The organism is Bacillus sp. PS196 (genome assembly GCF_037963555.1).
In the GTDB taxonomy this organism is placed as follows: Bacteria; Bacillota; Bacilli; order Bacillales; family Bacillaceae; genus Bacillus; species Bacillus subtilis.
Genome location: NZ_CP150159.1, coordinates 201,208 through 223,260, shown reverse-complemented (window position 1 = coordinate 223,260; position 22,053 = coordinate 201,208). Strand labels below are relative to the sequence as shown.

Here is a 22,053-nt window from a genome sequence, read left to right as displayed (position 1 = left end):
CGATATGTTATTATAAAAAAATAAACACATCGTAATATGTCGATATGTATGGTGTAAAAATAAACATCTTTTGATGTTTATTTTTATATCTCTGTTTTAAGAAAGTCAGCAAGTTTCCCAATGGCTTCTTCATCTCTTTTGTAATATGTGTACTTTCCAATACGCTCCGCCTTAATCAAGCCGGCTCTTAAAAGGATGGTAAGATATTGAGAAGCTGTCGATTGCGTCATTTTCAATTTGTCTGTTATTTGACTGACACATACCCCGATTGTGTTCATATCAATCCCTTCATGGGGTGCAAAATGACGATCGGGCTCCTTCAGCCATTGTAAAATTTGCAGCCTTGATTCATTTGATAAGGCTTTGAATACTTCAATTGGTTCCATATCGATTATTATATCGTTATATTCCGATATGTCAATCCGTTTTTTGGATATTTTTAATTAAAGGTTTATCTCTGACTAATTCCGTGAAATGAAACTGAAGACAGCATATCAATTTTGTCCACCGCTTAAATTTATCATCAAGCTTTACGAAATTGGTCTCATAATCATGTCACTAAACACTTGGGGGAACCCGGCAGGTGACAAGGATGTTTTCAATTAAAATGAATTTAATATTGTTCAAGTGACTAATCACCAGCAGCAAATTTAGATGTAAAAAACATCCGCTCATAACAACAGCGGATGTTAGATCTTTCGACAGGAATAACACAACAGTGTACTATGAATTGACATCTCTTTATGTCCGCTTAGGATATGAATAAAAGTTATCAATGATACCATAATTGTAAAACAAAAGAATCGGCAGTTCTTTATGTTCAATTCACAACAAATTCCATACCGTCTTAACATTTATTTTCTTTAGATTATAAGATCTTTTCCAAATTTTTCTCTAGATCATTACATAATTTAAATACCATCACTCGTTCACCTGTCCGGGAGCTTAAATCAGTATGAAAACTTTTCACTTTTTCTCCGGTTATTTTTAAGATAATATCCTTAAGGCCTTCTATACCTGATTCGACTAACTCCGAACGAGTTTGTTTGATAGATAACATACCCTCTTTTGATCCACAAACTACATATTCGGCTGGTGTTAAAATCCCTTTTAAATTGACGATGATCATGTCCCGCAGTATATCAGTCTTAACAGATACAGACCCCCGTCCAAGATAATCCTTCTCCCATTGAGTAATGGACTTACTGATCTCTGATTCAATAGAACCCTTCGACTTTTTCATATCTAATACATCTCCTGAGCAAAAAAATTGGCATATTCTATTTGTGATTTCGTCTCATTAATATTCTCTTACAACATATCCTTCATATACACCTTCAATATCCAAATCAGTTTTACCGTTTCTTGTGACCACTATCATTTTGGATAACATATTTTCTTCCATCATAGAGTGGACATGCAAAAATCGAACATTTCCTGAATGGGTTTCCTCAACTTCTTCATAAGACTTTAGATGATAAAAATCAATTGCTTTTCTAATTAGTTTTTTTATACATTCCATATTTTCACGATCAAACGAGTTCATTTCCTCTATTGTTTTCGTGACAAAATCAGTTAAATTAGCGCTCATACAATCTCCTTAGAACTGCTTTCTCCATATATGGGTGCGTTTAGAAGTTAGACCTGCATTTCATCATGACAAGCAATGATCAGGTAAGGCTTGACCTGTTTTAACATCAGGAACCTCCACGATTGAGGGTTTTCCATCCTTATGATGAACGAATAAACCTCTAACTTTAACATATGACGGCACTAGGGGATGATGTCGAATCATATCAACACTTTTTTCAATGGTGTCACTGCTATTTTCATTTAGCCATTCATCGACCGTACCACCTAAAAATTCAGGCTTGCAATTTTGAAAAAGATAATCCAATGTTTGTATTTTATCTTTCATTGTTTCAAGTTGAGTTAGTCCATTACCTGCGGAAGTCTTCTTATCTTTTGTTCCTACTACAAAAATCTCCTCAACATCTTCCTGGTAAATCGCAAAAATAACAGACCTCATGATTTCTCCATAAGGATGTGAAATACCGGCACCATAGCTTTGTATAGTCAACATATTCTCTGCAGAAGTGTTAGTCGCTTCTTGTAAAATAGGCTCCAAACCGTTTTCAATATCCGTCAAAAATAATACTTTTTTATTTTGGTTTACATTCATACAGCACACCTCTTCCTTATGTTTATCATTTTTATTTTGAATAACAAATCCATTTGATAAATGCTTAGATTCATCATTACCAGCTTTCCCAACATCCTTCTGGATCAAGACTAGCCAATCGGACCCATCCATTTTGAACTTTTTGCAGAAATGCTGAATCATTATTTAATAACCGTTCTACATATTCTCTAGGTGCTTGGATGAGTATCAATAAACGAAGAGGAGAATGATAGGCCTCGTGATCTGATTCCATGACGGATTGCCAAGGCAGTCCGGCTAACAAGTCGCTTGCATTCCCCTGCATAACGCCGAGACCTGCAGTAACGGTTTGAGTTGCTTTATTTCCGCTGCCATAATAATGAGGTGCTACCGTTGATGCGTAATATTGTAAATTAATCCATTGGGCTACAGTTCCAGGTCCTGCAATAATATTTGCTAGGAGTTCACCGCTTTCATCCTGCTTCCAATCATAATTATGGAGAAAGGCTCTGCCTTCCAAATCACAATCCTGAGTTAGTTCACGTTTACCGATAATAAAAGCGGCATTACGAGCCAGTCCCCATTCCGGACGTATCTCACTCCAATCTTCCGCAAATCGGTTTGCCTCAGCCTTCGGATTTTTTAGCTTCGATTGGAAATTCGGTAATTGGGCTAGACGTTCTGCGTTTACATGATGTCTCACTTTCGGCATAACGGCTTCAATTTGTTCAAATGCTTCTTGTGCAGCTTCGGAAAGCTCTGGTACATAAAGCCAATGTAATTCATCTACTGTTGTATTATGTTCAGCTGCTGCAAAAACCGTATCCTCAGGAATTTTAATTCCTTCAGCTAAAAGAGCTTCTCGTACCTCTGATAGATTACATAAAGCAGCTAAAACTCTTGCATTGAATCCACCGGCCGCTCCACCGCAGGCACCACAATCAAGGGCTGCAGAATAAGGATTATTAGTGCTTTGACTGCCATGCCCGCAAATTACGACCAATGGTGCGATGTTCTCTGTTAACCCCATCATTTTTAATGCTTGGCGAGCATAGTTCACTTTTTCTTCATCAGTAAAACCCACAGGTATTTCTGCCTCTGTAGCATCATGATGAAGCGAGAGTTTTGTATCAGGTTTGCGTAACCAAGCCTCACGGAGATTACGAATGAAACGACCCGCCTTTCTTGGCACAAAGCTACGGGCTGCCATTTGCAGAGTAAGCCAAGGTCCGCTTAGCTCAGGCAGTAGTAAGCTCGAAAGCGCATTCTGCTTCATCGTTTTAAAGGTATGGCTTAAAGAATGAATTGCTTGCTTCCGTTGATTGTATTTTTTGAATACATCCTCATCTGCGAACTCTTTTATTTTATTTTGCGGTTTTTGTATGATCGGCAAGGAAGCATGACTGTGTTTACTGCCAAGTTCACAAGTTGCAACCGGCACCCCGAAGAAACCAGCAATACCAATCGTTTCAAACGGGCCTTCTTTTTCTAGTTGACGACGAAAAGGTTCTGATCGTACATCGATGCAGAATGCTAATTGAGCTAATGCAGATTTTTCACCGCCGGTTTCACGTTGTTTCGAGATGATCTTCTGGCTTAATCGATCAGTGTACGTTTGTTCCCAAGCTTCTAACCAAAGTTTCTTGCGAAGTTTCTCATCAAAGCTGTAGGCAAATGATAAATATTCGTTTTGTTCAATGGCCGTCATCTGTGACCATTCTTCTAATGTAAGCCCACCCCAATGAATCCAAGCTGCTATAAGGGGAGCAATTGAAATTGTTTTCTTAGATCGTTCATTCAAAGGTAAGTATGGCTTTATAAGAGCCCACTCCATGGATATTCGAACCGCTAAGTATTCTGTTAGGAGTGCATGTTCGTGGCTCGATTGCTGGGAGCGCCAAAGCATCATCCCTGCCCATCCAGGTAATGAAAGTAAATGACCTTCAAGATAAGTCTGGATTTCTGACTCTGGGATTTCTAGTGCGAATAAGGCTTCCTGTAAAGCCAAATGTGCCTCTTTCGGCCAACCTTTTAACCTTTCTCGCTGCTTTTTACTAAGTGCTGGATCATATTGAATGAGATGCTGCCAAGCACGATAGAAACCTTCCTCACGATTAGGCATTGTCCAGCCTGCTTGAGAGTCATCAAGATATAATTTACTCCATTTAATGACATGATGATCTAGTATATTGACTAGCCTTTCACCATCTTGATTCTCTATATACGAACTTAGTGGCTGCATAAACACATTCTCGATATGATCCAATCCACTACATTCACCTACTAATTTCTCCAGCTCATGTGATGATAAAAGGTCGGAAGGCAGGGGATCTAACTTTAATGCAGCATGACAAAATCGCTCTGCCACGTCCCGTGGAATGTGATAGGAATGTGAATCAAGCCAACGCTGCAGCCCCATTTCCACAAAATCTTCATCAATCTCACCTTTATTCTTTGCTGAACGGATCATAGACGCACTAGGGTATATATCAACATCACGAGTGTTTTTCAACCAACTTGCAACCTGATCAAAAGGTTGGTTTTCAAGTCCCATCCACGGATTACGTGCAGCAAATGTAGAAATAGGCCAAAGTGGCGCAATCACTCGGCTGGCAGATGTAATGAAAACGTTAAGATCCCTTTCTTGAACATCAATATCTGTATCTATCTTGTTTACACTATCTTTCGTTAATACGGATGTAATGCCCATCTCAGATTAGCTCCTTATGAAATATATTGTTTAAGGTAGTCTGGGTGACTCTCTACTGACTTTGGTTTTGCTTCACCTAATCGAACTAACCAAAGATAGAGTACCGCGAAAAAAACGGAAGAACGATGACGAGCAACCCACGTACCTAAAGCACTGCCAAATAGTAAGAGACATACGACAATCATGACAGCTGACATTGGAGGTTGAACACTTTGAAAAATGGTTGTATGCAGCCACTTATAGAAAAGGTGATGAATGATAAAATATACGAGGGCTGCTCCTCCTAAAACAGTTAAGCCGGCAATTCGGCCAATTCGGCCCTCTCCAAAAGCGACAAGCTGAGTCCAAGAAACGGACAATGACCACCCTAAGATCAGCGCACTGATTAAGTGATACCCGTCCCCAGGAGCAGTGAGCCAAAAAGCAACACCTATAACTAAGGATAAAATCCGACCAGCCATGGCCCATAAATAGGATGTTCTTTCATTAGTGCGAGCCGATACTTCATGACGCCCTACTGCTGAACCAGCTTGTAGAAACAACGTAGCTTTGAATAAACCATGTAAAATAAGATGAATAATGGCTGCTATATAGGCGCCTAATGCACACTGAATGAGCATAAACCCCATTTGTCCAATCGTGGAGCCTACTAACTGGCGTTTATAATCAACCTGGACTAAACTAATTCCAGTTCCAATCAATACAGAAATGCTAGCAAGCAGAAGTAAGATAATCGAAGCGATACCACCATGAAATAGAGGTGAAAATCGAGTTAGTATTATTCCTCCAGCATTTACTAAACCTGCATGCATAATTGCAGAAACTGGGGTTGGAGCAACAATAGACTCAACCAACCATCTTTGGAACGGCCATTGAGCTGCAGGAATAATCACTGCTAATACAATCAATAGCTGAATCCCTGTTCTCTCCCATTCTCCCAGCCCAGCTAAACTTTCATTTGTTACAACCAATGATAACTGCCATTGACCTGTGGCATGAAAAAGCAACATCATCGCAAAAAACAAAGAAAACCAACTTAACAAAAATAATCGGCCAGAAATTTTGGCTGCTTCACTAGCCACTTGCCAAGCACTGTTTAACCTTATAAGTAAGGTTAAACCAACAAGAGTTGCTCCCCAAAATAGAACCATCAAGCGGAGATCACCACTTAACCATGTCATTGAAGCAGCTCCTGTTGTGAAAGTAAAAAGCGTAAAATATTTTCGATAAGATCGATCCCCCATTAAGTAACGTACAGAAAAACGCTGAATGATGAATCCAATTGCAAGAACAAAGAAAGTCATTAAACAAGCTAAGGAATCTAAGTGCCAAGGGCCAACATTTCCACTCACACCACTATTGGCAAGAATCAGTAAGGAAACCAAAAGTGGTAAAGCCAAGATCCCAATATGAATGCGGACAAAACTCAAGGGTACACGCGGATGTAAAAACAATAGTCCACTAATCCCAGAAGCCATAAGCATAATAAAAAATAATGTTAATAATGATGACAAACTCAGCGAAACTAACATTCTAAATTCTCCCTTTTTTAAAACTCATTATTGGTCAAAAGACCTTTCAATCAGATCATATTTGTCTATTATTTATTTCAATTTTTATTTATCTCTATTTTTTTCCAACAAAAAAGCCGACAACTTCAAAATTTCAATGATTATGTTAGATCATTGAATCCTGAAAATTGTCGGCTTCACTTCAACTAACTTCAGCGAAGTTTTTTGAAGTGCTACCTTATTATTGGTCTTTACTTTATGCTATGTTTTCATTTCCTTTAATATAGTCCTGATTATCAAATAAATCGACTCATGTTCTCTTCCTTTTTTATTAGGATACTTTTTCATCCTGTCAATATTTAAAATTAAATATGAAAAGAATGCTAAAGGCCTACATATTTTAAAAGGAAAAATAAACATCTGCATCGATTATTAAGTTACGTATAAGATATGCTAAATTTTAAAAGTTGTCAAGTTTATCAGTAAACTGGTCTTTACTTTCCTCTAAAAGAATCCACCCTATTATAGATGATTCACTTTCAATGAGGAACATCCATTTCAGATGAAGCTCGCTTTTCCAGATCGAGGAGCAGTGTCTTCATTTCGAATCCGCCCCGATAGCCAGTTAATGAGCCATTCTTTCCTATTACACGATGGCACGGTACAGTAATTAATACCGGATTAGCCCCAATAGCCGCACCTACAGCACGAACAGCTGCTGGTTTATTTATTTCATTTGCAATGTCGGAATAGGATTTCGTCTGTCCATAAGGAATTTCACAAAGTGCATTCCAGACTGCTAGCTGAAATTGCGTACCGGCGTACTCAACTGGAACAGTAAAGTTTTTCCGCTTTCCTTCTAGATATTGAGTGATTTCAACGGCATAGGGTTCAAGCTTATCATCATCTTCAACAAGAAGACTTCCCGGAAAGCGTTTCCTAGCCCATTCGAACAATTCCTCGATTGGTTTGTTCTGTGAACCTACAAACACAAGCCCCTTTAAAGTTGAAGCAATATAAAAATTCCAATTCTTGAACATTAGTAAAGACCAATAAAGGGTTGGTTTATTTGTTTCCATTGTACGTTTCCTCCATTTTACTCATTTGACGAAATTGTGCTGGTGTCTGTCCAGTTTTCTTTTTAAATAAAGTAATAAAATAAGGCGCGTTAGCTATACCCACACATATAGCGATATCTCCAATCGATTTATTTGTCTGAATCAAATACTTTTTAGCCGCGTGTACTCTAACTTGTTGTATATACTCAACCAGCGTAATGCCTTTAATCTTTTTAAATGTTCGATGCATATGATACGGACTCCCATGACAAATATCTGCTAACGATTCTAGCGTTAATTTTTCTGTGAAATTTTTATCAATGTATTCAGTAATTAAATCAACCCACTCGCTATCAGGCATTTTTTCATTAGTGGGCTTGCAACGTTTACAAGGGCGAAAATTTGCGCGGAGAGCTTGTTCTGCGTTTGGAAAAATGCATACATTTTCTTTTTTCGGAACACGAGATTTACAGGATGGTTTACAGAATACCCCTGTCGACTTTACAGCGTAGAAAAATTGATTATTGTACGCTGCATCATTATTTATAATTGCTTGCCACTTTTCATCTGTTATCATTTCTACATCATTCGAAATTCTATGATCATGGCTCTCTTTATGTCCGTTATTGATACTATCCGGCATTTATCTCACCTCTCCTTACATGGCTCATCTAATTCATTTTGAATTGAATCCCAATTTAAATTTTCGACACGCGTTTTTTATATCTTGGGCCATTTTTATCTACTCCCGTTTAGCATTCTTGATAACTACACTATAACCTCATAAATAGAAAAAAATAAGATGGTTAGAATGTAATAGCAAGATAACAAAATGAGTAAAGATGATTATGTGATAAACTAATTTCAACCAGCGTGAGTTTTCATATAATTATTTAAGATAAGGAGAATGAAAAAGTGGCATGGCATGAAGTCAATGATGTTATTGTCATTACATTACCTGAAATTTTCGACATGAATGCGAACCTAGGCTACCTAACCAGGGAAAAAAATGAATGTATGTATGAAATAGAGAACAATATCATTACAAAAGTTATAGCCATTGGGGAAATTCGGTCCTTAGTGCAGGTAAGCGTAATCAATAATAAACAAATGATTGTTCAATTCCTAAACGATTCTAGACCTGTTGAGCAGTGGAAACGGGAAGAGATTGTAAAATATATTCATGAATGGTTTGATCTTGATAACGATTTAACTCCATTTTATGAATTGGCAAAAGCAGATCCATTACTTAAAATGCCTGCCCGAAAATTTTATGGGTTGCGAGTGATCGGCATTCCCGATTTATTTGAAGCTTTATGTTGGGGAGTTTTAGGACAACAAATTAACTTAGCCTTCGCGTACTCCTTAAAGAAGCAATTTGTAGAAGCATTTGGCGATTCTATTGAATGGAATGGTAAAAAGTATTGGGTGTTCCTACCGTACGAACGAATTGCACGGTTAACCCCTACCGACCTGGCAGATATTAAAATGACGGTAAAAAAAAGTGAATATATCATTGGAATAGCCAGATTAATGGCAAGTGGAGAATTATCGAGGGAAAAATTAATGAAAATGAACTTTAAAGATGCTGAAAAAAACTTAATTAAAATACGAGGAATCGGTCCTTGGACAGCCAATTATGTTCTAATGCGCTGCCTTAGGTTCCCGACAGCTTTTCCAATCGATGATGTGTGTCTAATTCGTTCGATAAAAATATTACGTAATATGAATCGAAAGCCTACGATAGATGAAATCTTAGAAATATCGTTTTCATGGAAAAAATGGGAGTCATACGCTACCTTTTATTTATGGCGTGTCCTTTACTGAATCATTTCAACTTAAACCGGAATGTACTCAATAAAAAAAGGATGAACTTTAAAACCTAATCTCACAAGTACATTGTAAGTGCGACTTCTAGAATTCTTTTGCCTTTATTAATTGACAATAAAAAAACACGTTATCATTCCAATAGGCTCTTCGATTTTCGGATTTCTAGCATGCTAAATTCCAACTGCTATCAAAAGCGTATCTTAATGAGGAACTGCTCTCTTATATCTGTATTAACATCAGAAAACTCAGTTAGGCAAAAGCAGTTTCTCTCCAAGTCTTAATGACTTTTAACCTCGTTAACCGACCTAATGTGGAAACATCTTAAATCTATAGCCATGGCCGATAGATAGTCGAGTCCTGTAGCATCACCTTCTTTAATCCATTTTTCCACTGTAGACGTTCTTTCTCTTTTGGACATAAAAACACCCCTTTAGACAATCTTATCCAAAGGGGTTAAACATTTATTACTCCACAGTAACACTCTTCGCAAGGTTACGCGGTTTATCAACATCACAGCCGCGATGCAGTGCAGCATAGTAAGCGATCAGCTGCAATGGAACAACAGATACCAACGGAGCAAGTGCTGGGTTTACTTCCGGCAGTACGAATCTGTCATCCGCATCGTCTAGGCCTTTCAGTGAGATGATGCATGTGTTTGCTCCGCGAGCGGCAACTTCTTTGACGTTTCCGCGGATGCTTAGGTTTACGTGCTCTTGAGTTGCCAGTGCGAATACTGGTGTTCCTTGTTCGATCAAGGCAATCGTTCCGTGCTTTAGCTCACCGCCGGCAAAACCTTCTGCCTGGATGTAAGAAATCTCTTTCAGCTTCAGTGCGCCTTCGACACATACGAAGTAGTCAAGGCCGCGTCCGATGAAGAAAGCGTTTCTGGATACAGTCAGGTATTCACGGGCGATCATTTCCATTTCGTCTTTCTGGTCGCATAGAGCTTCCATTGCGTTTGCAGCGATACCGAGTTCTTTGACGAGGTCAAATCCGATATCGATGCCGTTTTTGTCAGCAGCCACAGAAGCAAGAACCGCAAGAACTGCAATTTGTGCAGTGTATGCTTTCGTTGACGCAACAGCGATCTCAGGGCCTGCATGAAGCAGCAATGTATAGTCAGCTTCACGAGAAAGCGTTGATCCAGGTACGTTTGTGATTGTCAGGGCTTTGTGTCCGAGTGCTTTGACTTGAACGAGAACCGCGCGGCTGTCTGCTGTTTCTCCGCTTTGAGAAAGGAAAATGAAGAGCGGTTTCTTAGACAGAAGCGGCATGTTGTAGGAGAATTCACTCGCTACATGCACTTCAACCGGCACGTTTGCCCACATTTCAATATATTGTTTACCGACAAGTCCTGCATGGTAGCTTGTTCCGCAGCCAATGATATAGATGCGGTCCGCTTCCGCTACAGCGGCAGCGATATCACCAGGCACAGACAGCTTGCCGTTTTCATCTTGATACGTTTGGATGATTTTGCGCATAACAACAGGCTGCTCATCCGTTTCTTTCAACATGTAGTGAGGGTACGTGCCTTTTTCGATATCACTGGCATCAAGCTCAGCAATATAAGACGCACGTGTAATCACGTCACCATCAAGGTTTTTGATGACAACTTGGTCATCAGTGACGATAACCATTTCTTTATCCATCAGCTCAACATATTCGTTGGTTACTTGAAGCATCGCCATTGCATCAGATGCTACGACGTTGAATGTATCTCCAAGACCTACTAATAGAGGGCTTTTGTTTTTCGCTACAAAAATCGTTTCTCTGTTGTCGTTATCGAATAAAGCAATTGCATAAGAGCCTTTTAACAGAGTAAGTGTTTTGCGGAACGCTTCTTCTGTCTCAAGTCCTCCATTGACGAATTGCTCGATTACTTGAACGACTACTTCTGTATCGGTGTCACTTTTGAGCTCTACATCTTGCAAATACTCTTGCTTCAGCTGAACATAGTTCTCGATCACGCCGTTATGAACAAGTGTAAAGCGTCCCAGTGCGCTTTGATGCGGGTGAGCGTTCAGATAGCTTGGTTCGCCGTGTGTAGCCCAGCGAGTATGCCCAATTCCGGCTTTCGCTTCTACATTGGCATCCACAACTTCACGAAGATCTGCAATGCGTCCTTTTTCTTTGAACACATGGATTCCCTGTTCGTTGGCAACAGCAATACCAGCAGAGTCATAACCGCGATACTCAAGCTTCTCTAACCCTTTTAATAAAATTTCCTTCGCATCAAGCTGACCGATATAACCTACGATTCCACACATATTTTTCTTCCTCCTAAGATTGTAAAAGGAGACGAAGAAAGTCAAATTTCAAGGGGACTTTCAATCGTCCCCTCCTACATGTTTTTTGGAAGATCATGTGATTTCTCTTTGTTCAAGGAGTCACCCCCTTGGTTTGAAGAAATCCTTACGGCTGTGATCTGCACACTCAGCCGGGAGGCATCCGCCGAAAATTCGATAACCTCCATCCTCGTCAACTAAGCCTTTTTCCGGGCGCTTAGTTCGGGCGCTATAATTATAGGTAAAGCAATAATCCCGTCTTCTTTTCCTATTGAGAAAATAAGAACAAGACAAGCTTGATTTTACAACATGTGGCATAAACGGTCAATTGTTTTTTAAACAACTTTGCCGTATGTCTCACAATTATCTTATGTAATCCTCGCTTGTCTTGTTCACTCTCTGATAATAGACTTCGTTACTCTAATCCCATTTCTGACCGGACGACTTCAACAATGCGATTGACATACTCATCGCACAGCTCTTTCGTCTTCGCTTCAGCCATGACACGGACGAGCGGTTCAGTTCCTGAAGGGCGCACCAAAATCCGGCCGTCGCCGTTCATTTCTTTTTCAACTTCAGAAATAACTGCTTTTACTTTTTCATTTTCTTCAACTTTATATTTATCAGTCACTCTCACATTGACTAACAGCTGCGGGAACTTCTGCATTTCAGCTGCAAGCTCTGACAGTGGCTTGCCTGTGGCTTTCAAAGTGTTCATCAGCATAATAGCAGACAATAATCCGTCCCCTGTCGTGTTGTAATCAAGGAAAATAAGATGTCCTGACTGCTCTCCGCCGACGTTGTAGCCGTCTTTTTTCATTGCTTCTACTACGTAGCGGTCGCCGACAGATGTCTGTACGCTTTTGATGCCTTCTTTTTCGAGCGCCTTATAGAAGCCGAGGTTGCTCATCACGGTTGAAACCAAAGTATCATCCTTTAAACGGCCCTCTGATTTCAGATGTTTTGAGCATATGTACATGATTTGGTCGCCGTCTACAATATTTCCTTTTTCATCGACAGCAATCAGGCGGTCGCCGTCACCGTCGAACGCAAGACCAAGATCCGCGTTTTTCTCTTTGACAAACGCGCTGAGCGCTTCGGGATGAGTCGAACCGACGCCGTCATTAATGTTTAATCCGTTCGGGGAAGTCCCCATTGTAGAAACATCTGCATCTAAATCAGCAAACAGGTGTGTCGCCAAGGATGACGTTGCGCCATGGGCACAGTCCAATGCCACATGAATGCCTGTGAAATCTTCATCAGCTGTCTGTTTTAAGAATTGCAGATATTTTTGTCCGCCTTCAAAATAATCGTTTACAAGTCCAAGGTCTGCTCCGACAGGTCTTGGCAGCTTATCCTCAGGTTCGTCCATCAGGCGCTCAATTTCAGCCTCCTGTTCATCAGAAAGCTTAAATCCATCTCCCCCAAAGAATTTGATGCCGTTATCCTGCACTGGGTTATGAGAAGCGGAAATCATGACGCCCGCCTCTGCATCCATCGCTTTTGTCAAATAAGATACACCTGGTGTAGAAATGACACCCAGGCGCATGACTTCTGCGCCAATGGATAAAAGTCCGGCGACAAGGGCTCCCTCCAGCATATGGCCGGAGATGCGTGTATCGCGGCCTATCAGCACTTTTGGACGTTGTTTGTCTTTTGTCAGCACATAACCGCCGAAACGTCCGACTTTAAAGGCCAGCTCAGGTGTAAGCTCACTATTGGCGACACCTCTTACACCGTCTGTTCCAAAATACTTGCCCATTTTATAATCGCTCCTTTTTTATTCCGATGAGGATTGTGAATTCGCAGTGGATTCATCCTCATCCTGATCTTGGTTTTGATCTTTATTTTCGTCTTGGTTTTGATCGTTGTTGTTTTTATCAGTGTTCTTTGTATCTTCTTGCTGATTGTTCTTTTGATCATTTGTTTGTTTATCTGTGTCATCCTGGTTCCCTGATGTATTGCTGCTGTTATCATTCGTTGATGTATTGCTTTTCTTAGACGTCAGCTTGATTTTGGCGTTTTTCCGCCCCAAGGACCAAGTTACATTCTGTGGCCCGTTCACTTCAAGCTTCACGCTATGCTCCCCGTCCTCTAAATCTGAAACATTCACATACAATTCAATATCTGATTTTTTCAGCTTTTTTATATTCGTGGGAGAGCCTTTAGCCGTTACATCTATCGCTTGTGATTCAGGATCAAGAAATTCAATGTTTTGTGAGCTGCTCAGCCCTACAGTCTTGATAGGGACATTCTCGAACTTCTGATCCGCTTCACTATCGACTTCTATATGCAAAGTCACCTTTGACGGTGAGATTTTTTTGACACCGTCAGGAAGCGGAATATCTGCCTCGATATCGGAATCCTTGTTAATTTTACTTAAATCTAAGCTGACGCCGTCAATAAATTCAAGAGAATCCAACACATCCTGTGAGCCGTAAACCGTTACCTCACTGGGGCTGGATTCAATATTCGCTATGCTGACACCGTCAGGAAGGCTTCCTGTCCGTTCAATTTTAAAGGGCACTTTTTTACTCGGGCTTGTCACCGGAACGGTAATCTTGATGACCGAGGGCTCCACGTCGACAGGAAGCGCGTTTCCGTCTTTATCATAGACAGTCACTTTCGCTTCCTTTTCAATCGTTTCATCTGCGTTTTCCAAATTCACTGAAGCTTTTACAAGAGAAATATTATCGATGACATTTTTCGATCCGGTAATCTGCACATTTTTCGGACTGACAATCGGCTGCTCCGGAGAATAGCCTTTTTTCATCTTGCTTTTGTTGTAGTACTCCACTTCTACGGGAAAACTTTTGGTCGTCCGTTCCTGAATGGTCACTGTCGTAACAGACGGATTAATTGAGATTGTCAGCCCATCCGACACGTTTTTGGCCTTAAGCTCAACCTTATGTGTGCCGGTTTTCAAATGTTCCATATCGGCATATATTTCAAAGTTTTTGGTCTGCCGAGCCTTTTTCACGGCGCTTGTCGAGCCTTTTATCGTGACATTAACCGTTTGCGGAACACCCGTTACGACGTAATTTTCATCATCATAATACGCTTTAACCGGAATATCAGTCAGAGTTGCTTCATCAGTTGTTGATGTCGGAAAGAAAGATTCACCCGGTTTTTTCGGAGTCGGTGCTTGGTTGCTGTTAACCGCCACATAAAGCAAGAGCGCGAAAAGCAGAGCAATGATTTTCACAGCCCAGCGGTTGTTTAAGAATTTATCCATTTTTCTTGCCCCTCCAATACCAGCGGTTAGAAGAAGTGTCTCTGGTGTTTTTCTTAAACTCGGCTTCAAGCATTTCTTTCAGCGCTTCTTCTGTAAGCTCTCTGTGAAGGTCGCCGTTCTTTGCCACACTGACGCCGCCAGTCTCTTCAGACACAATAATCGTCAAACTGTCTGTTACTTCACTGATACCGACAGCTGCTCTGTGCCGCGTGCCCAGTTCTTTTGAAATAAACGGGCTCTCAGAAAGCGGCAGATAACAGGCGGCCGCGGCAATTTCATTATTTTTCATAATCACCGCACCGTCATGAAGCGGGGTGTTTGGGATAAAAATATTGATCAGCAGCTCAGAGCTGACTTTGGCATTCAGTGGTATGCCGGTCTCAATATAATCCCCCATTCCAGTATCCCGCTCAATGGTAAGCAAGGCGCCTATACGGCGTTTCGCCATATAATTGATCGCTTTTGTAATGGCCTCAATCGTTTTCTGCTGCGCTTCTTCAACAGGCGTGCCGCTCCTCGAAAAAAAGCGGCCGCGGCCTAGCTGTTCAAGCGCTCTTCTCAGCTCAGGCTGAAAAATAATAATAATTGCTAAAAATCCCCATGTTATCGCTTGGTCCATCAGCCATTGAAGTGTGCTGAGGCCCAAATATTGGCTGGCCATACGAACAAGCACGATGACTACAATTCCTTTTAACAGCTGAACCGCTTTCGTGCCGCGTATCACCATAATCAATTTATATATCACATACCAAACAAGGAGAATATCAACGGCATTGCCGAGGTACTGCAAAAAAGGGATATCCTCAAAAGCCATTTCCTCGTCCTCCAAGATTTCAGTCATTTCGTATTTTGTGTTTTACGTGTTACGCATATGTACTTTACATAGCGAGCCCATTATACCACATTTCGATTTAGCAAGTGAAATGTGCCAGCCCTCTCAGCCCGCAAAAAAAGAGCAAAGCGGCTAACGCGCTTTACTCTTCTCCGTTCGGACTGAATGCATCGAGTACACTTTTCCCCGCAGACTTCATCTTGTACCATGTCCAGTCGAATAATTGATTGATTTCTTCAATCTGACCGGTGACTTGTCCAGCAGAGGCCATATACTTTTCGCCGTTTACGACGGTTACATCCCCGTCTATTTTGCCTTTAATAATCAGCTTGCCGTTTTTGACAGTGACATCGCCTTTGACCGTCTCACCTTCTGGCACGGTCACAGTATGGTTATGAACCACAAGATTCGGCTGCTTGGACACGCTGAAATTGTGGTCATTATGCCAGCTGTTAAAAAAACCCCCGCCCATCAAAATGATGAATACCGCAGCAGCTGCGATAACGGGATGGGTTCTGAACCATCTTTTTACAGAAGCTCTTTTCTTCTCCTTAGGCAATTTTGCCATGACATTAGCGGTAAAATCCGCGGGGGCTTCGACATGCGATGTGCTCCGTACGAGCGCTATGGATTTCTCCATCTCGTAAAAATGCTTTCTGCATTTCTCGCATGTCTCCAGATGTTCATTTAATACGTGTTCATCTTTTGGAAGGATATCTCCATCAAGATGCATATGCATAAGCTGCACAATTTGTTCAGGACAGCTCATTTCATCACCCCACTTAAAGATCCCTTAATTGTTTTCTAAGAGCCTCTCTGCCTCTGTGAATCCGCGTTTTCACAGTCCCCACAGGAATGTTTAGAATCTCCCCGATTTCAATTAATGAGAGTTCGTCAATATACTTTAATACGATGACTGTTCTGTATTTGTCAGGAAGCTTTAAAATTTTCTGCTGTATCGTGTTTGAGAGCTCCAGCGACACAACTGCATCTTCAGGCAAAACACCATCTGCGGCGATTTGAGAATACATGGTCAAGCCTTCCGTACCAGCCACCTCTGCATCGAGGTAATAATCCGGCTTCTTTTTGCGAATGCGGTCAATGGTCAAATTGGTCGCGATTCGATAAAGCCAAGTTGAAAATTTCCGGTTAATATCAAAACTGTCGATATTAACGTACGCTCTGATGAAAGCTTCCTGTGCAATATCCTCCGCCTCATGCACATTGCCAAGCATACGGTAGCAAAGCTGATAAATTTTATCTTTGTAAATATCTACAATGTCCGCAAATGCATTCTGGTCGCCTTTTTTGACTTGTTTAATTCTTTTTTTAATCATCATTTCCATATTTATCTAACCTCTGCCTTCACCGGTCTGTATGTATACGAGCTTCGTTTCAAAAGGTTTCAATTTTTTTATAAAATAAGTTTATCAAATTTTTGGCAGGGTGTAGATGGTAATTCGTGAATAAACTACCTTAACATATTTTTAAAATTATTATACAGACTGAACAGTTAGAAGTTGGAATGATTTTTCCGAAAAGAAAAAAGACACCTTTTGATCAAAGGTGTCTGTGACTGGGCTAGCTGGATTCGAACCAACGCATGACGGAGTCAAAGTCCGTTGCCTTACCGCTTGGCTATAGCCCAATAATGGTGGAGGGGGGCAGATTCGAACTGCCGAACCCTGAGGGAGCGGATTTACAGTCCGCCGCGTTTAGCCACTTCGCTACCCCTCCACATAAAATTTTGAAAAAACAGTGCCGGCAAGAGGACTTGAACCCCCAACCTACTGATTACAAGTCAGTTGCTCTACCAATTGAGCTACACCGGCAAGATGGTGGAGGATGACGGGCTCGAACCGCCGACCCTCTGCTTGTAAGGCAGATGCTCTCCCAGCTGAGCTAATCCTCCAAATGGTGACCCGTACGGGATTCGAACCCGTGTTACCGCCGTGAAAGGGCGGTGTCTTAACCGCTTGACCAACGGGCCGTTGTATTCTCGTCGAGCTGACAAAAGTTATTATATACAGGTCACCCCCTGTTTGTAAAGAGAAAAATTAAATTTTTTATTTTCAAACTTTTTAACTCCTTTTTTAACTGAAAAAGCCTCCCAACTAAAGCCATTTATTTTATGATAGAGACAAGCAAAGCAAGAGAGGAGAAACCAATATGATACTAGTCAGTTCTTGCCTTGGAGGCATTGAATGCAGATATAACGGCTCTCACGCAGCGTCGGAGAAAATCAGAAAACTAGTCGATGAAAAGAAAGCAGTCATGGCTTGCCCTGAACTTCTCGGCGGCTTCTCTACCCCCCGCGAACCCGCAGAAATCATAGGAGGCACTGGCGAGGATGTCCTCAATGGAACAGCGAAAATCGTGACAGCTTCAGGAGAAGACGTCACAGAACTATATATGGAAGGCGCCGCGAAAACATTGGCTTACGCAAAAGAAATCAACGCTTCTGCCGTCATATTAAAAGAAAACAGTCCATCTTGCGGAAGCGGTTTTATCTATAACGGCACATTCTCTGGCAAAAAAATCACCGGCAGCGGAGTAACCGCCGCACTGTTAAAACAAGCGGGCTACCGCGTCATTTCGGAAAACGAGCTTGACGACATCTTGTAAGGAGGCCACCCCATGACTCAAGACATTTCTTTATCCTTCTATAAGCCTGAACACTTGCCCGAGCTCCAATCATTCACGCTCACCAACGATGACAAACGCTTTACCTCCCTCCCGAAAGAGGTGCTGTCTCAGGCTCTGGGCATACAGGACCGATACCCGGTTGTTATCTTAAAAGACGACCTTCCAGTCGGTTTTTTCATTTTACATGCATCAAAAGAAACGCTTGCTTCCTATTCTAACAATCCATTTGCTTTACTGCTCAGCTCCCTGTCTTTAAACGCTGTGCATCACGGAAAAGGCTATGCGAAAAAAGCCATGCTTTTGCTTCCCGCTTTTGTGAGCGGATATTTTCCATGGTGCGACGAAATCATCTTGGCCGTCAATCATCTGAACATACGCGCAAAACACCTTTATATGAAAAGCGGGTTCCTTGATAAAGGACGGCGAAGAATCGGGCCGCTTGGAGAACAGTTGATCCTTCATCATTTCTTATAGTCTTAAGTGAAATAAAATTTCAAAAATTTAAAAACATAGTTGAAATATCATAACAGAAATGAATATACTGAATATTGAGATATATCATTTTAAAACAGGGGGCATCCTCATGTCAGAACCATTAAACCTTCACCGTCTCACAACGGAATCACGCAATAGCCAAACAGTTGAAATCCACAAAGCAAACACTCTCGGCATCCTTAAAATGATCAACAACGAAGATATGAAAGTCGCTGCAGCCGTTCAGGAGGTTCTCCCCGACATCAAAACAGCTGTAGACTGCGCATATGAATCGTTTCAAAATGGAGGCCGGCTCATATATACAGGCGCCGGCACAAGCGGCAGACTCGGCGTCATGGATGCTGTTGAATGTCCTCCCACCTACAGCGTAAGCCCAGATCAGGTCATCGGAATCATGGCTGGAGGCCCCGAAGCCTTTTTACAGGCAGCAGAGGGCATTGAAGACAGTGAAGAAGCAGGAGCTGAAGATTTAAGAAACATACAGCTCACTTCAAATGACACCGTCATTGCCATCGCAGCAAGCGGCCGCACACCCTACGCCGCAGGCGCCCTAAGATACGCCCGCAAAGTCGGAGCACACACCATCGCCCTTACTTGCAATGAAAATTCCGCCATCAGCAAGGATGCGGATCACAGCATTGAGGTTGTCGTCGGACCTGAGGCCATTACAGGATCAACACGTATGAAAGCCGCAACCGCTCATAAAATGATTCTAAACATGATATCTACCGCTGTAATGGTCAAAATCGGCAAGGTTTACGAAAACTTGATGGTAGACGTCAACGTCAGCAACAAAAAACTAAAAGAACGCGCCATCAGCATCATCCAAAGCCTTACAAACGCTTCATACGACACAGCCAGATACACTCTGGAACAAGCCGATCATCACGTTAAAACAGCAATCGTCATGCTCAAAACAAGCACAGATCAGAAACAAGCAAAGACATTACTCGATGAAGCAAACGGTTTCATTGACAAAGCAATCGAACATTACCATCCATGATAAGGAGAGAACTAGAATGGCCACAGGCGGTTTAGCGATCATCCAATCAATGAAGCATAAGCTCCCTCCATCCGAGCGCAAACTTGCAGATTATATCCTAGCCCATCCCCACAAAGCAATCGAAAGCACGGTCAACGAAATCAGCGCCTTAGCCAATTCAAGTGACGCTGCCGTCATCAGGCTCTGCAAATCACTCGGTTTAAAAGGATTTCAAGATTTAAAAATGAGAGTAGCGGGCGATCTGGCAAAGCCTACTTTTCAGGGCTACCGGGATATTGTTCCCCACGAGCCGCTGCCCTCCATTTCCGAAAAAACGGCCGGCAATGCCATTCAAGCCATTCAGGATACTTCAGACCTGATGGACTACAAAGAGCTTGAGCGAGCGGTTTCTCTGCTTCTCAAAGCTCATACCGTGCATTTTATCGGCCTCGGGGCTTCCGGCATTGTCGCCAAGGACGCCCAGCAAAAGTGGCTTCGCATTCATAAACAAGCAACCGCGTTTACAGACACTCATCTTGTGGCATCTTTAATCGCAAATGCAGATAAAGACGACATCGTATTCGCCATTTCGTTTTCAGGAGAGACACAGGAAATCATTGAACTGTTTGCCATGGCTAAGGAAAAAGGCATCACAACGATCAGCCTCACACAATTCAGTCAGACATCCGTCTCCGCACTGGCTGATGTCCCTTTGTATACAGCCCATTCCAATGAAGCCTTGATTCGAAGTGCAGCCACTTCCTCCCGCCTCGCCCAGCTTTTTATAATTGATGTTTTGTTTTTAGGCATGGCGGCTGAGCAGTATGAAACGACAACCGGTTATATCGATAAAACGAGAGCAGCCATACAATCTATGAGAATAAAATAAGGCATCTTGAAGGGGAGGGGTTTTAATGAGCAAAGAAAATAACTACCATCATCTCGCACAGAAAATCCTTGAGCTATGCGGAGGAAAATCCAATATTTCTTCATATACGCATTGCATGACACGCCTGCGCATTACGCCTTACGATGAAAGCAAAGCGGATGCTCAGGCTTTAAGAAAGCTTGACGGCGTATTGGGGGTCGTTGAAGCTGAAACCTTACAAATTATCCTCGGCACAGGAGTCGTCAATCATGTTACAGCTGCTTTCTCAAAGCTCGTGTCAGCAGAAGAAGGTGCCGATGTCAAAGAAGCAGCCGCCAAAAAGAAAGCCGATATCAATCGGAAAAATGCCACTCCTTTTAAACTTTTCTTACGTAAAATTGCCAGCATTTTTATCCCTCTTATTCCCGCTCTAGTCGCTTCCGGTTTAATTACTGGGATTACCAAAGCAATTATTCAAGCAGGCTGGCTCTCTGCAGACTCACAAATTGCGATTATCCTGACAGTCATCGGATCAGGGCTGTTCACTTATCTCGGCATTCTCGTCGGTATTAACGCTTCGAAAGAATTTGGCGGGACACCCGCACTTGGGGCTTTGGCCGGGATCTTGATTATCAATCCGGAGATCGCAAAAATCAGTTTATTTGGAGAAGAGCTTCTCCCGGGCAGGGGAGGTCTGATCGGCGTCCTTTTCGCAGCCATATTCATTGCTTACACCGAACAATTTATTCGCCGTTTTATCCCTCAATCACTCGATATCATTGTCACACCCACCGTTTCACTGTTAATCACCGGAATCGTAACGTATGTCGTATTTATGCCTTTAGGCGGATTCATTTCTGATGCCATTACATCCGGCCTTCTGTCCATCCTGGACATCGGCGGCATCGCTGCAGGCTTTATTCTGGGCGCAACCTTCCTTCCTCTCGTCGTAACCGGACTGCATCAAGGCTTGACGCCTGTGCACATGGAACTGATCAATTCAATTGGCAATGATCCTCTGCTCCCTATTTTGGCTATGGGAGGTGCAGGACAGGTAGGCGCGGCCTTTGCCGTTTTCGTGAAGACGAAAAAAACAACACTGAGGAAAGCAATCGCCGGCGGGCTTCCATCGGGACTGCTCGGCATTGGTGAACCGCTTATTTTCGGAGTCACGCTGCCGCTTGGCCGTCCGTTTTTAACAGCATGTTTAGGAGCTGGAATCGGCGGCGCCTTTCAAGCTTATTTTCAAGTAGCCACCATTGCGATTGGTGTCTCCGGACTGCCGCTTTCTTTTCTAGTCCTGCCTTCGCAAATCATCCTGTATATCGTTGGGCTCTTTATTTCCTACGCGGCCGGTTTTTTATTGACCTATGCATTCGGATATAAAGATGAAATGGCTTCTCAGTTCGATTAAATTGTTTCTGTTTTAGGGATAGTAAA

Annotated in this window: 21 protein-coding genes and 5 tRNA genes; 6 read left to right on the top strand and 20 right to left on the bottom strand. The window is 42.0% G+C overall.

Annotated features, from left to right (window positions below; genetic code table 11):
• Window positions 1–83 precede the first annotated feature (83 nt).
• From NST79_RS01280 to adaA, 8 genes are all read right to left on the bottom strand, one after another.
• Window positions 84–386 (bottom strand): metalloregulator ArsR/SmtB family transcription factor, encoded by a 303-nt coding sequence (locus NST79_RS01280; RefSeq protein ID WP_003234907.1) that lies wholly within the window; start codon window positions 384–386, stop codon window positions 84–86.
• Between the two features lie 482 nt (window positions 387–868).
• Entirely contained in the window at window positions 869–1,243 is a 375-nt protein-coding gene (locus NST79_RS01275) for a DUF2294 domain-containing protein (protein ID WP_003246482.1), read from the bottom strand.
• A 57-nt stretch (window positions 1,244–1,300) separates the two neighbouring features.
• On the bottom strand, window positions 1,301–1,591 hold the full coding sequence (locus NST79_RS01270) for a DUF6407 family protein (RefSeq protein WP_003234913.1): 291 nt from the start codon (window positions 1,589–1,591) through the stop codon (window positions 1,301–1,303).
• A 63-nt stretch (window positions 1,592–1,654) separates the two neighbouring features.
• Window positions 1,655–2,182, bottom strand: a complete 528-nt coding sequence (locus NST79_RS01265) for a carbonic anhydrase (protein WP_041335172.1) — start codon at window positions 2,180–2,182, stop codon at window positions 1,655–1,657.
• A 76-nt stretch (window positions 2,183–2,258) separates the two neighbouring features.
• Complete coding sequence (locus NST79_RS01260) at window positions 2,259–4,871, bottom strand: YbcC family protein (RefSeq protein WP_212060556.1); 2,613 nt, start codon at window positions 4,869–4,871, stop codon at window positions 2,259–2,261.
• A 14-nt stretch (window positions 4,872–4,885) separates the two neighbouring features.
• On the bottom strand, window positions 4,886–6,403 hold the full coding sequence (locus NST79_RS01255; protein ID WP_212060554.1) for an NADH dehydrogenase subunit 5: 1,518 nt from the start codon (window positions 6,401–6,403) through the stop codon (window positions 4,886–4,888).
• 518 nt (window positions 6,404–6,921) lie between these two features.
• The gene (adaB, locus tag NST79_RS01250) at window positions 6,922–7,461 is read right to left on the bottom strand and encodes a methylated-DNA--[protein]-cysteine S-methyltransferase (RefSeq protein WP_088325225.1); all 540 of its coding nucleotides are present in this window, start codon (window positions 7,459–7,461) and stop codon (window positions 6,922–6,924) included.
• Entirely contained in the window at window positions 7,448–8,083 is a 636-nt protein-coding gene (gene adaA, locus NST79_RS01245; protein ID WP_038428288.1) for a bifunctional transcriptional activator/DNA repair enzyme AdaA, read from the bottom strand. Before adaA ends, adaB begins: the two co-directional genes overlap by 14 nt.
• 272 nt (window positions 8,084–8,355) lie before the next feature.
• Between adaA and alkA the strand changes: the two genes are divergently transcribed.
• Window positions 8,356–9,267, top strand: a complete 912-nt coding sequence (gene alkA, locus NST79_RS01240; protein ID WP_212059268.1) for a DNA glycosylase — start codon at window positions 8,356–8,358, stop codon at window positions 9,265–9,267.
• A 280-nt stretch (window positions 9,268–9,547) separates the two neighbouring features.
• On the opposite strand, the gene NST79_RS01235 is transcribed toward alkA, so the two are convergent.
• The 12 genes from NST79_RS01235 to NST79_RS01180 form a co-directional block, all read right to left on the bottom strand.
• Window positions 9,548–9,688 (bottom strand): hypothetical protein, encoded by a 141-nt coding sequence (locus NST79_RS01235; RefSeq protein WP_015252961.1) that lies wholly within the window; start codon window positions 9,686–9,688, stop codon window positions 9,548–9,550.
• 46 nt (window positions 9,689–9,734) lie between these two features.
• Window positions 9,735–11,537 (bottom strand): glutamine--fructose-6-phosphate transaminase (isomerizing), encoded by a 1,803-nt coding sequence (gene glmS / locus NST79_RS01230; RefSeq protein ID WP_015252962.1) that lies wholly within the window; start codon window positions 11,535–11,537, stop codon window positions 9,735–9,737.
• 433 nt (window positions 11,538–11,970) lie between these two features.
• Window positions 11,971–13,317 carry a phosphoglucosamine mutase gene (gene glmM, locus NST79_RS01225; protein ID WP_069322323.1) on the bottom strand — a complete coding sequence of 449 codons (1,347 nt, stop codon included), beginning with the start codon at window positions 13,315–13,317 and terminating at the stop codon, window positions 11,971–11,973.
• Between the two features lie 18 nt (window positions 13,318–13,335).
• Window positions 13,336–14,790 (bottom strand): CdaA regulatory protein CdaR, encoded by a 1,455-nt coding sequence (gene cdaR / locus NST79_RS01220; protein WP_131227045.1) that lies wholly within the window; start codon window positions 14,788–14,790, stop codon window positions 13,336–13,338.
• Window positions 14,783–15,604 carry a diadenylate cyclase CdaA gene (gene cdaA, locus NST79_RS01215; RefSeq protein WP_003223651.1) on the bottom strand — a complete coding sequence of 274 codons (822 nt, stop codon included), beginning with the start codon at window positions 15,602–15,604 and terminating at the stop codon, window positions 14,783–14,785. The genes cdaR and cdaA overlap by 8 nt, the downstream gene beginning before the upstream one ends.
• Window positions 15,605–15,764: 160 nt before the next feature.
• Window positions 15,765–16,391, bottom strand: a complete 627-nt coding sequence (rsiW, locus tag NST79_RS01210; RefSeq protein WP_015252964.1) for an anti-sigma-W factor RsiW — start codon at window positions 16,389–16,391, stop codon at window positions 15,765–15,767.
• 13 nt (window positions 16,392–16,404) lie between these two features.
• Window positions 16,405–16,968, bottom strand: coding sequence for an RNA polymerase sigma factor SigW (sigW, locus tag NST79_RS01205; RefSeq protein WP_014478649.1), 564 nt, complete (start codon window positions 16,966–16,968; stop codon window positions 16,405–16,407).
• 230 nt (window positions 16,969–17,198) lie between these two features.
• A tRNA-Gln gene (locus NST79_RS01200) sits at window positions 17,199–17,270 on the bottom strand.
• Between the two features lie 4 nt (window positions 17,271–17,274).
• A tRNA-Tyr gene (locus NST79_RS01195) sits at window positions 17,275–17,359 on the bottom strand.
• Between the two features lie 22 nt (window positions 17,360–17,381).
• A tRNA-Thr gene (locus NST79_RS01190) sits at window positions 17,382–17,454 on the bottom strand.
• 4 nt (window positions 17,455–17,458) lie between these two features.
• Window positions 17,459–17,534: transfer RNA gene (locus NST79_RS01185), tRNA-Val, on the bottom strand.
• 3 nt (window positions 17,535–17,537) lie between these two features.
• Window positions 17,538–17,612: transfer RNA gene (locus NST79_RS01180), tRNA-Glu, on the bottom strand.
• Window positions 17,613–17,791: 179 nt separating this feature from the next.
• Here NST79_RS01180 and NST79_RS01175 point away from each other — a divergent pair.
• From NST79_RS01175 to NST79_RS01155, 5 genes are all read left to right on the top strand, one after another.
• Window positions 17,792–18,247, top strand: coding sequence for a DUF523 domain-containing protein (locus tag NST79_RS01175; protein WP_021481932.1), 456 nt, complete (start codon window positions 17,792–17,794; stop codon window positions 18,245–18,247).
• Between the two features lie 12 nt (window positions 18,248–18,259).
• The gene (locus tag NST79_RS01170; protein ID WP_014475628.1) at window positions 18,260–18,742 is read left to right on the top strand and encodes a GNAT family protein; all 483 of its coding nucleotides are present in this window, start codon (window positions 18,260–18,262) and stop codon (window positions 18,740–18,742) included.
• Window positions 18,743–18,851: 109 nt separating this feature from the next.
• The gene (gene murQ, locus NST79_RS01165; protein WP_017694928.1) at window positions 18,852–19,766 is read left to right on the top strand and encodes an N-acetylmuramic acid 6-phosphate etherase; all 915 of its coding nucleotides are present in this window, start codon (window positions 18,852–18,854) and stop codon (window positions 19,764–19,766) included.
• Between the two features lie 16 nt (window positions 19,767–19,782).
• Window positions 19,783–20,634 (top strand): MurR/RpiR family transcriptional regulator, encoded by an 852-nt coding sequence (locus tag NST79_RS01160; RefSeq protein ID WP_015252968.1) that lies wholly within the window; start codon window positions 19,783–19,785, stop codon window positions 20,632–20,634.
• Between the two features lie 25 nt (window positions 20,635–20,659).
• Window positions 20,660–22,027, top strand: coding sequence for a PTS transporter subunit EIIC (locus tag NST79_RS01155; protein ID WP_003234968.1), 1,368 nt, complete (start codon window positions 20,660–20,662; stop codon window positions 22,025–22,027).
• Window positions 22,028–22,053 lie beyond the last annotated feature (26 nt).

Coding starts and splice junctions, on each gene's coding strand:
- NST79_RS01280 (WP_003234907.1), bottom strand. CDS start 386: ATGGAACCAATTGAAGTATTCAAAGCCTTATCAAATGAATCAAGGCTG.
- NST79_RS01170 (WP_014475628.1), top strand. CDS start 18,260: ATGACTCAAGACATTTCTTTATCCTTCTATAAGCCTGAACACTTGCCC.
- NST79_RS01260 (WP_212060556.1), bottom strand. CDS start 4,871: ATGGGCATTACATCCGTATTAACGAAAGATAGTGTAAACAAGATAGAT.
- murQ (WP_017694928.1), top strand. CDS start 18,852: ATGTCAGAACCATTAAACCTTCACCGTCTCACAACGGAATCACGCAAT.
- cdaA (WP_003223651.1), bottom strand. CDS start 15,604: ATGGCTTTTGAGGATATCCCTTTTTTGCAGTACCTCGGCAATGCCGTT.
- NST79_RS01270 (WP_003234913.1), bottom strand. CDS start 1,591: ATGAGCGCTAATTTAACTGATTTTGTCACGAAAACAATAGAGGAAATG.
- glmS (WP_015252962.1), bottom strand. CDS start 11,537: ATGTGTGGAATCGTAGGTTATATCGGTCAGCTTGATGCGAAGGAAATT.
- NST79_RS01175 (WP_021481932.1), top strand. CDS start 17,792: ATGATACTAGTCAGTTCTTGCCTTGGAGGCATTGAATGCAGATATAAC.
- adaA (WP_038428288.1), bottom strand. CDS start 8,083: ATGCCGGATAGTATCAATAACGGACATAAAGAGAGCCATGATCATAGA.
- NST79_RS01265 (WP_041335172.1), bottom strand. CDS start 2,182: ATGAATGTAAACCAAAATAAAAAAGTATTATTTTTGACGGATATTGAA.
- NST79_RS01160 (WP_015252968.1), top strand. CDS start 19,783: ATGGCCACAGGCGGTTTAGCGATCATCCAATCAATGAAGCATAAGCTC.
- adaB (WP_088325225.1), bottom strand. CDS start 7,461: ATGGAAACAAATAAACCAACCCTTTATTGGTCTTTACTAATGTTCAAG.
- cdaR (WP_131227045.1), bottom strand. CDS start 14,790: ATGGATAAATTCTTAAACAACCGCTGGGCTGTGAAAATCATTGCTCTG.
- rsiW (WP_015252964.1), bottom strand. CDS start 16,391: ATGAGCTGTCCTGAACAAATTGTGCAGCTTATGCATATGCATCTTGAT.
- NST79_RS01155 (WP_003234968.1), top strand. CDS start 20,660: ATGAGCAAAGAAAATAACTACCATCATCTCGCACAGAAAATCCTTGAG.
- NST79_RS01275 (WP_003246482.1), bottom strand. CDS start 1,243: ATGAAAAAGTCGAAGGGTTCTATTGAATCAGAGATCAGTAAGTCCATT.
- sigW (WP_014478649.1), bottom strand. CDS start 16,968: ATGGAAATGATGATTAAAAAAAGAATTAAACAAGTCAAAAAAGGCGAC.
- glmM (WP_069322323.1), bottom strand. CDS start 13,317: ATGGGCAAGTATTTTGGAACAGACGGTGTAAGAGGTGTCGCCAATAGT.
- NST79_RS01255 (WP_212060554.1), bottom strand. CDS start 6,403: ATGTTAGTTTCGCTGAGTTTGTCATCATTATTAACATTATTTTTTATT.
- NST79_RS01235 (WP_015252961.1), bottom strand. CDS start 9,688: ATGTCCAAAAGAGAAAGAACGTCTACAGTGGAAAAATGGATTAAAGAA.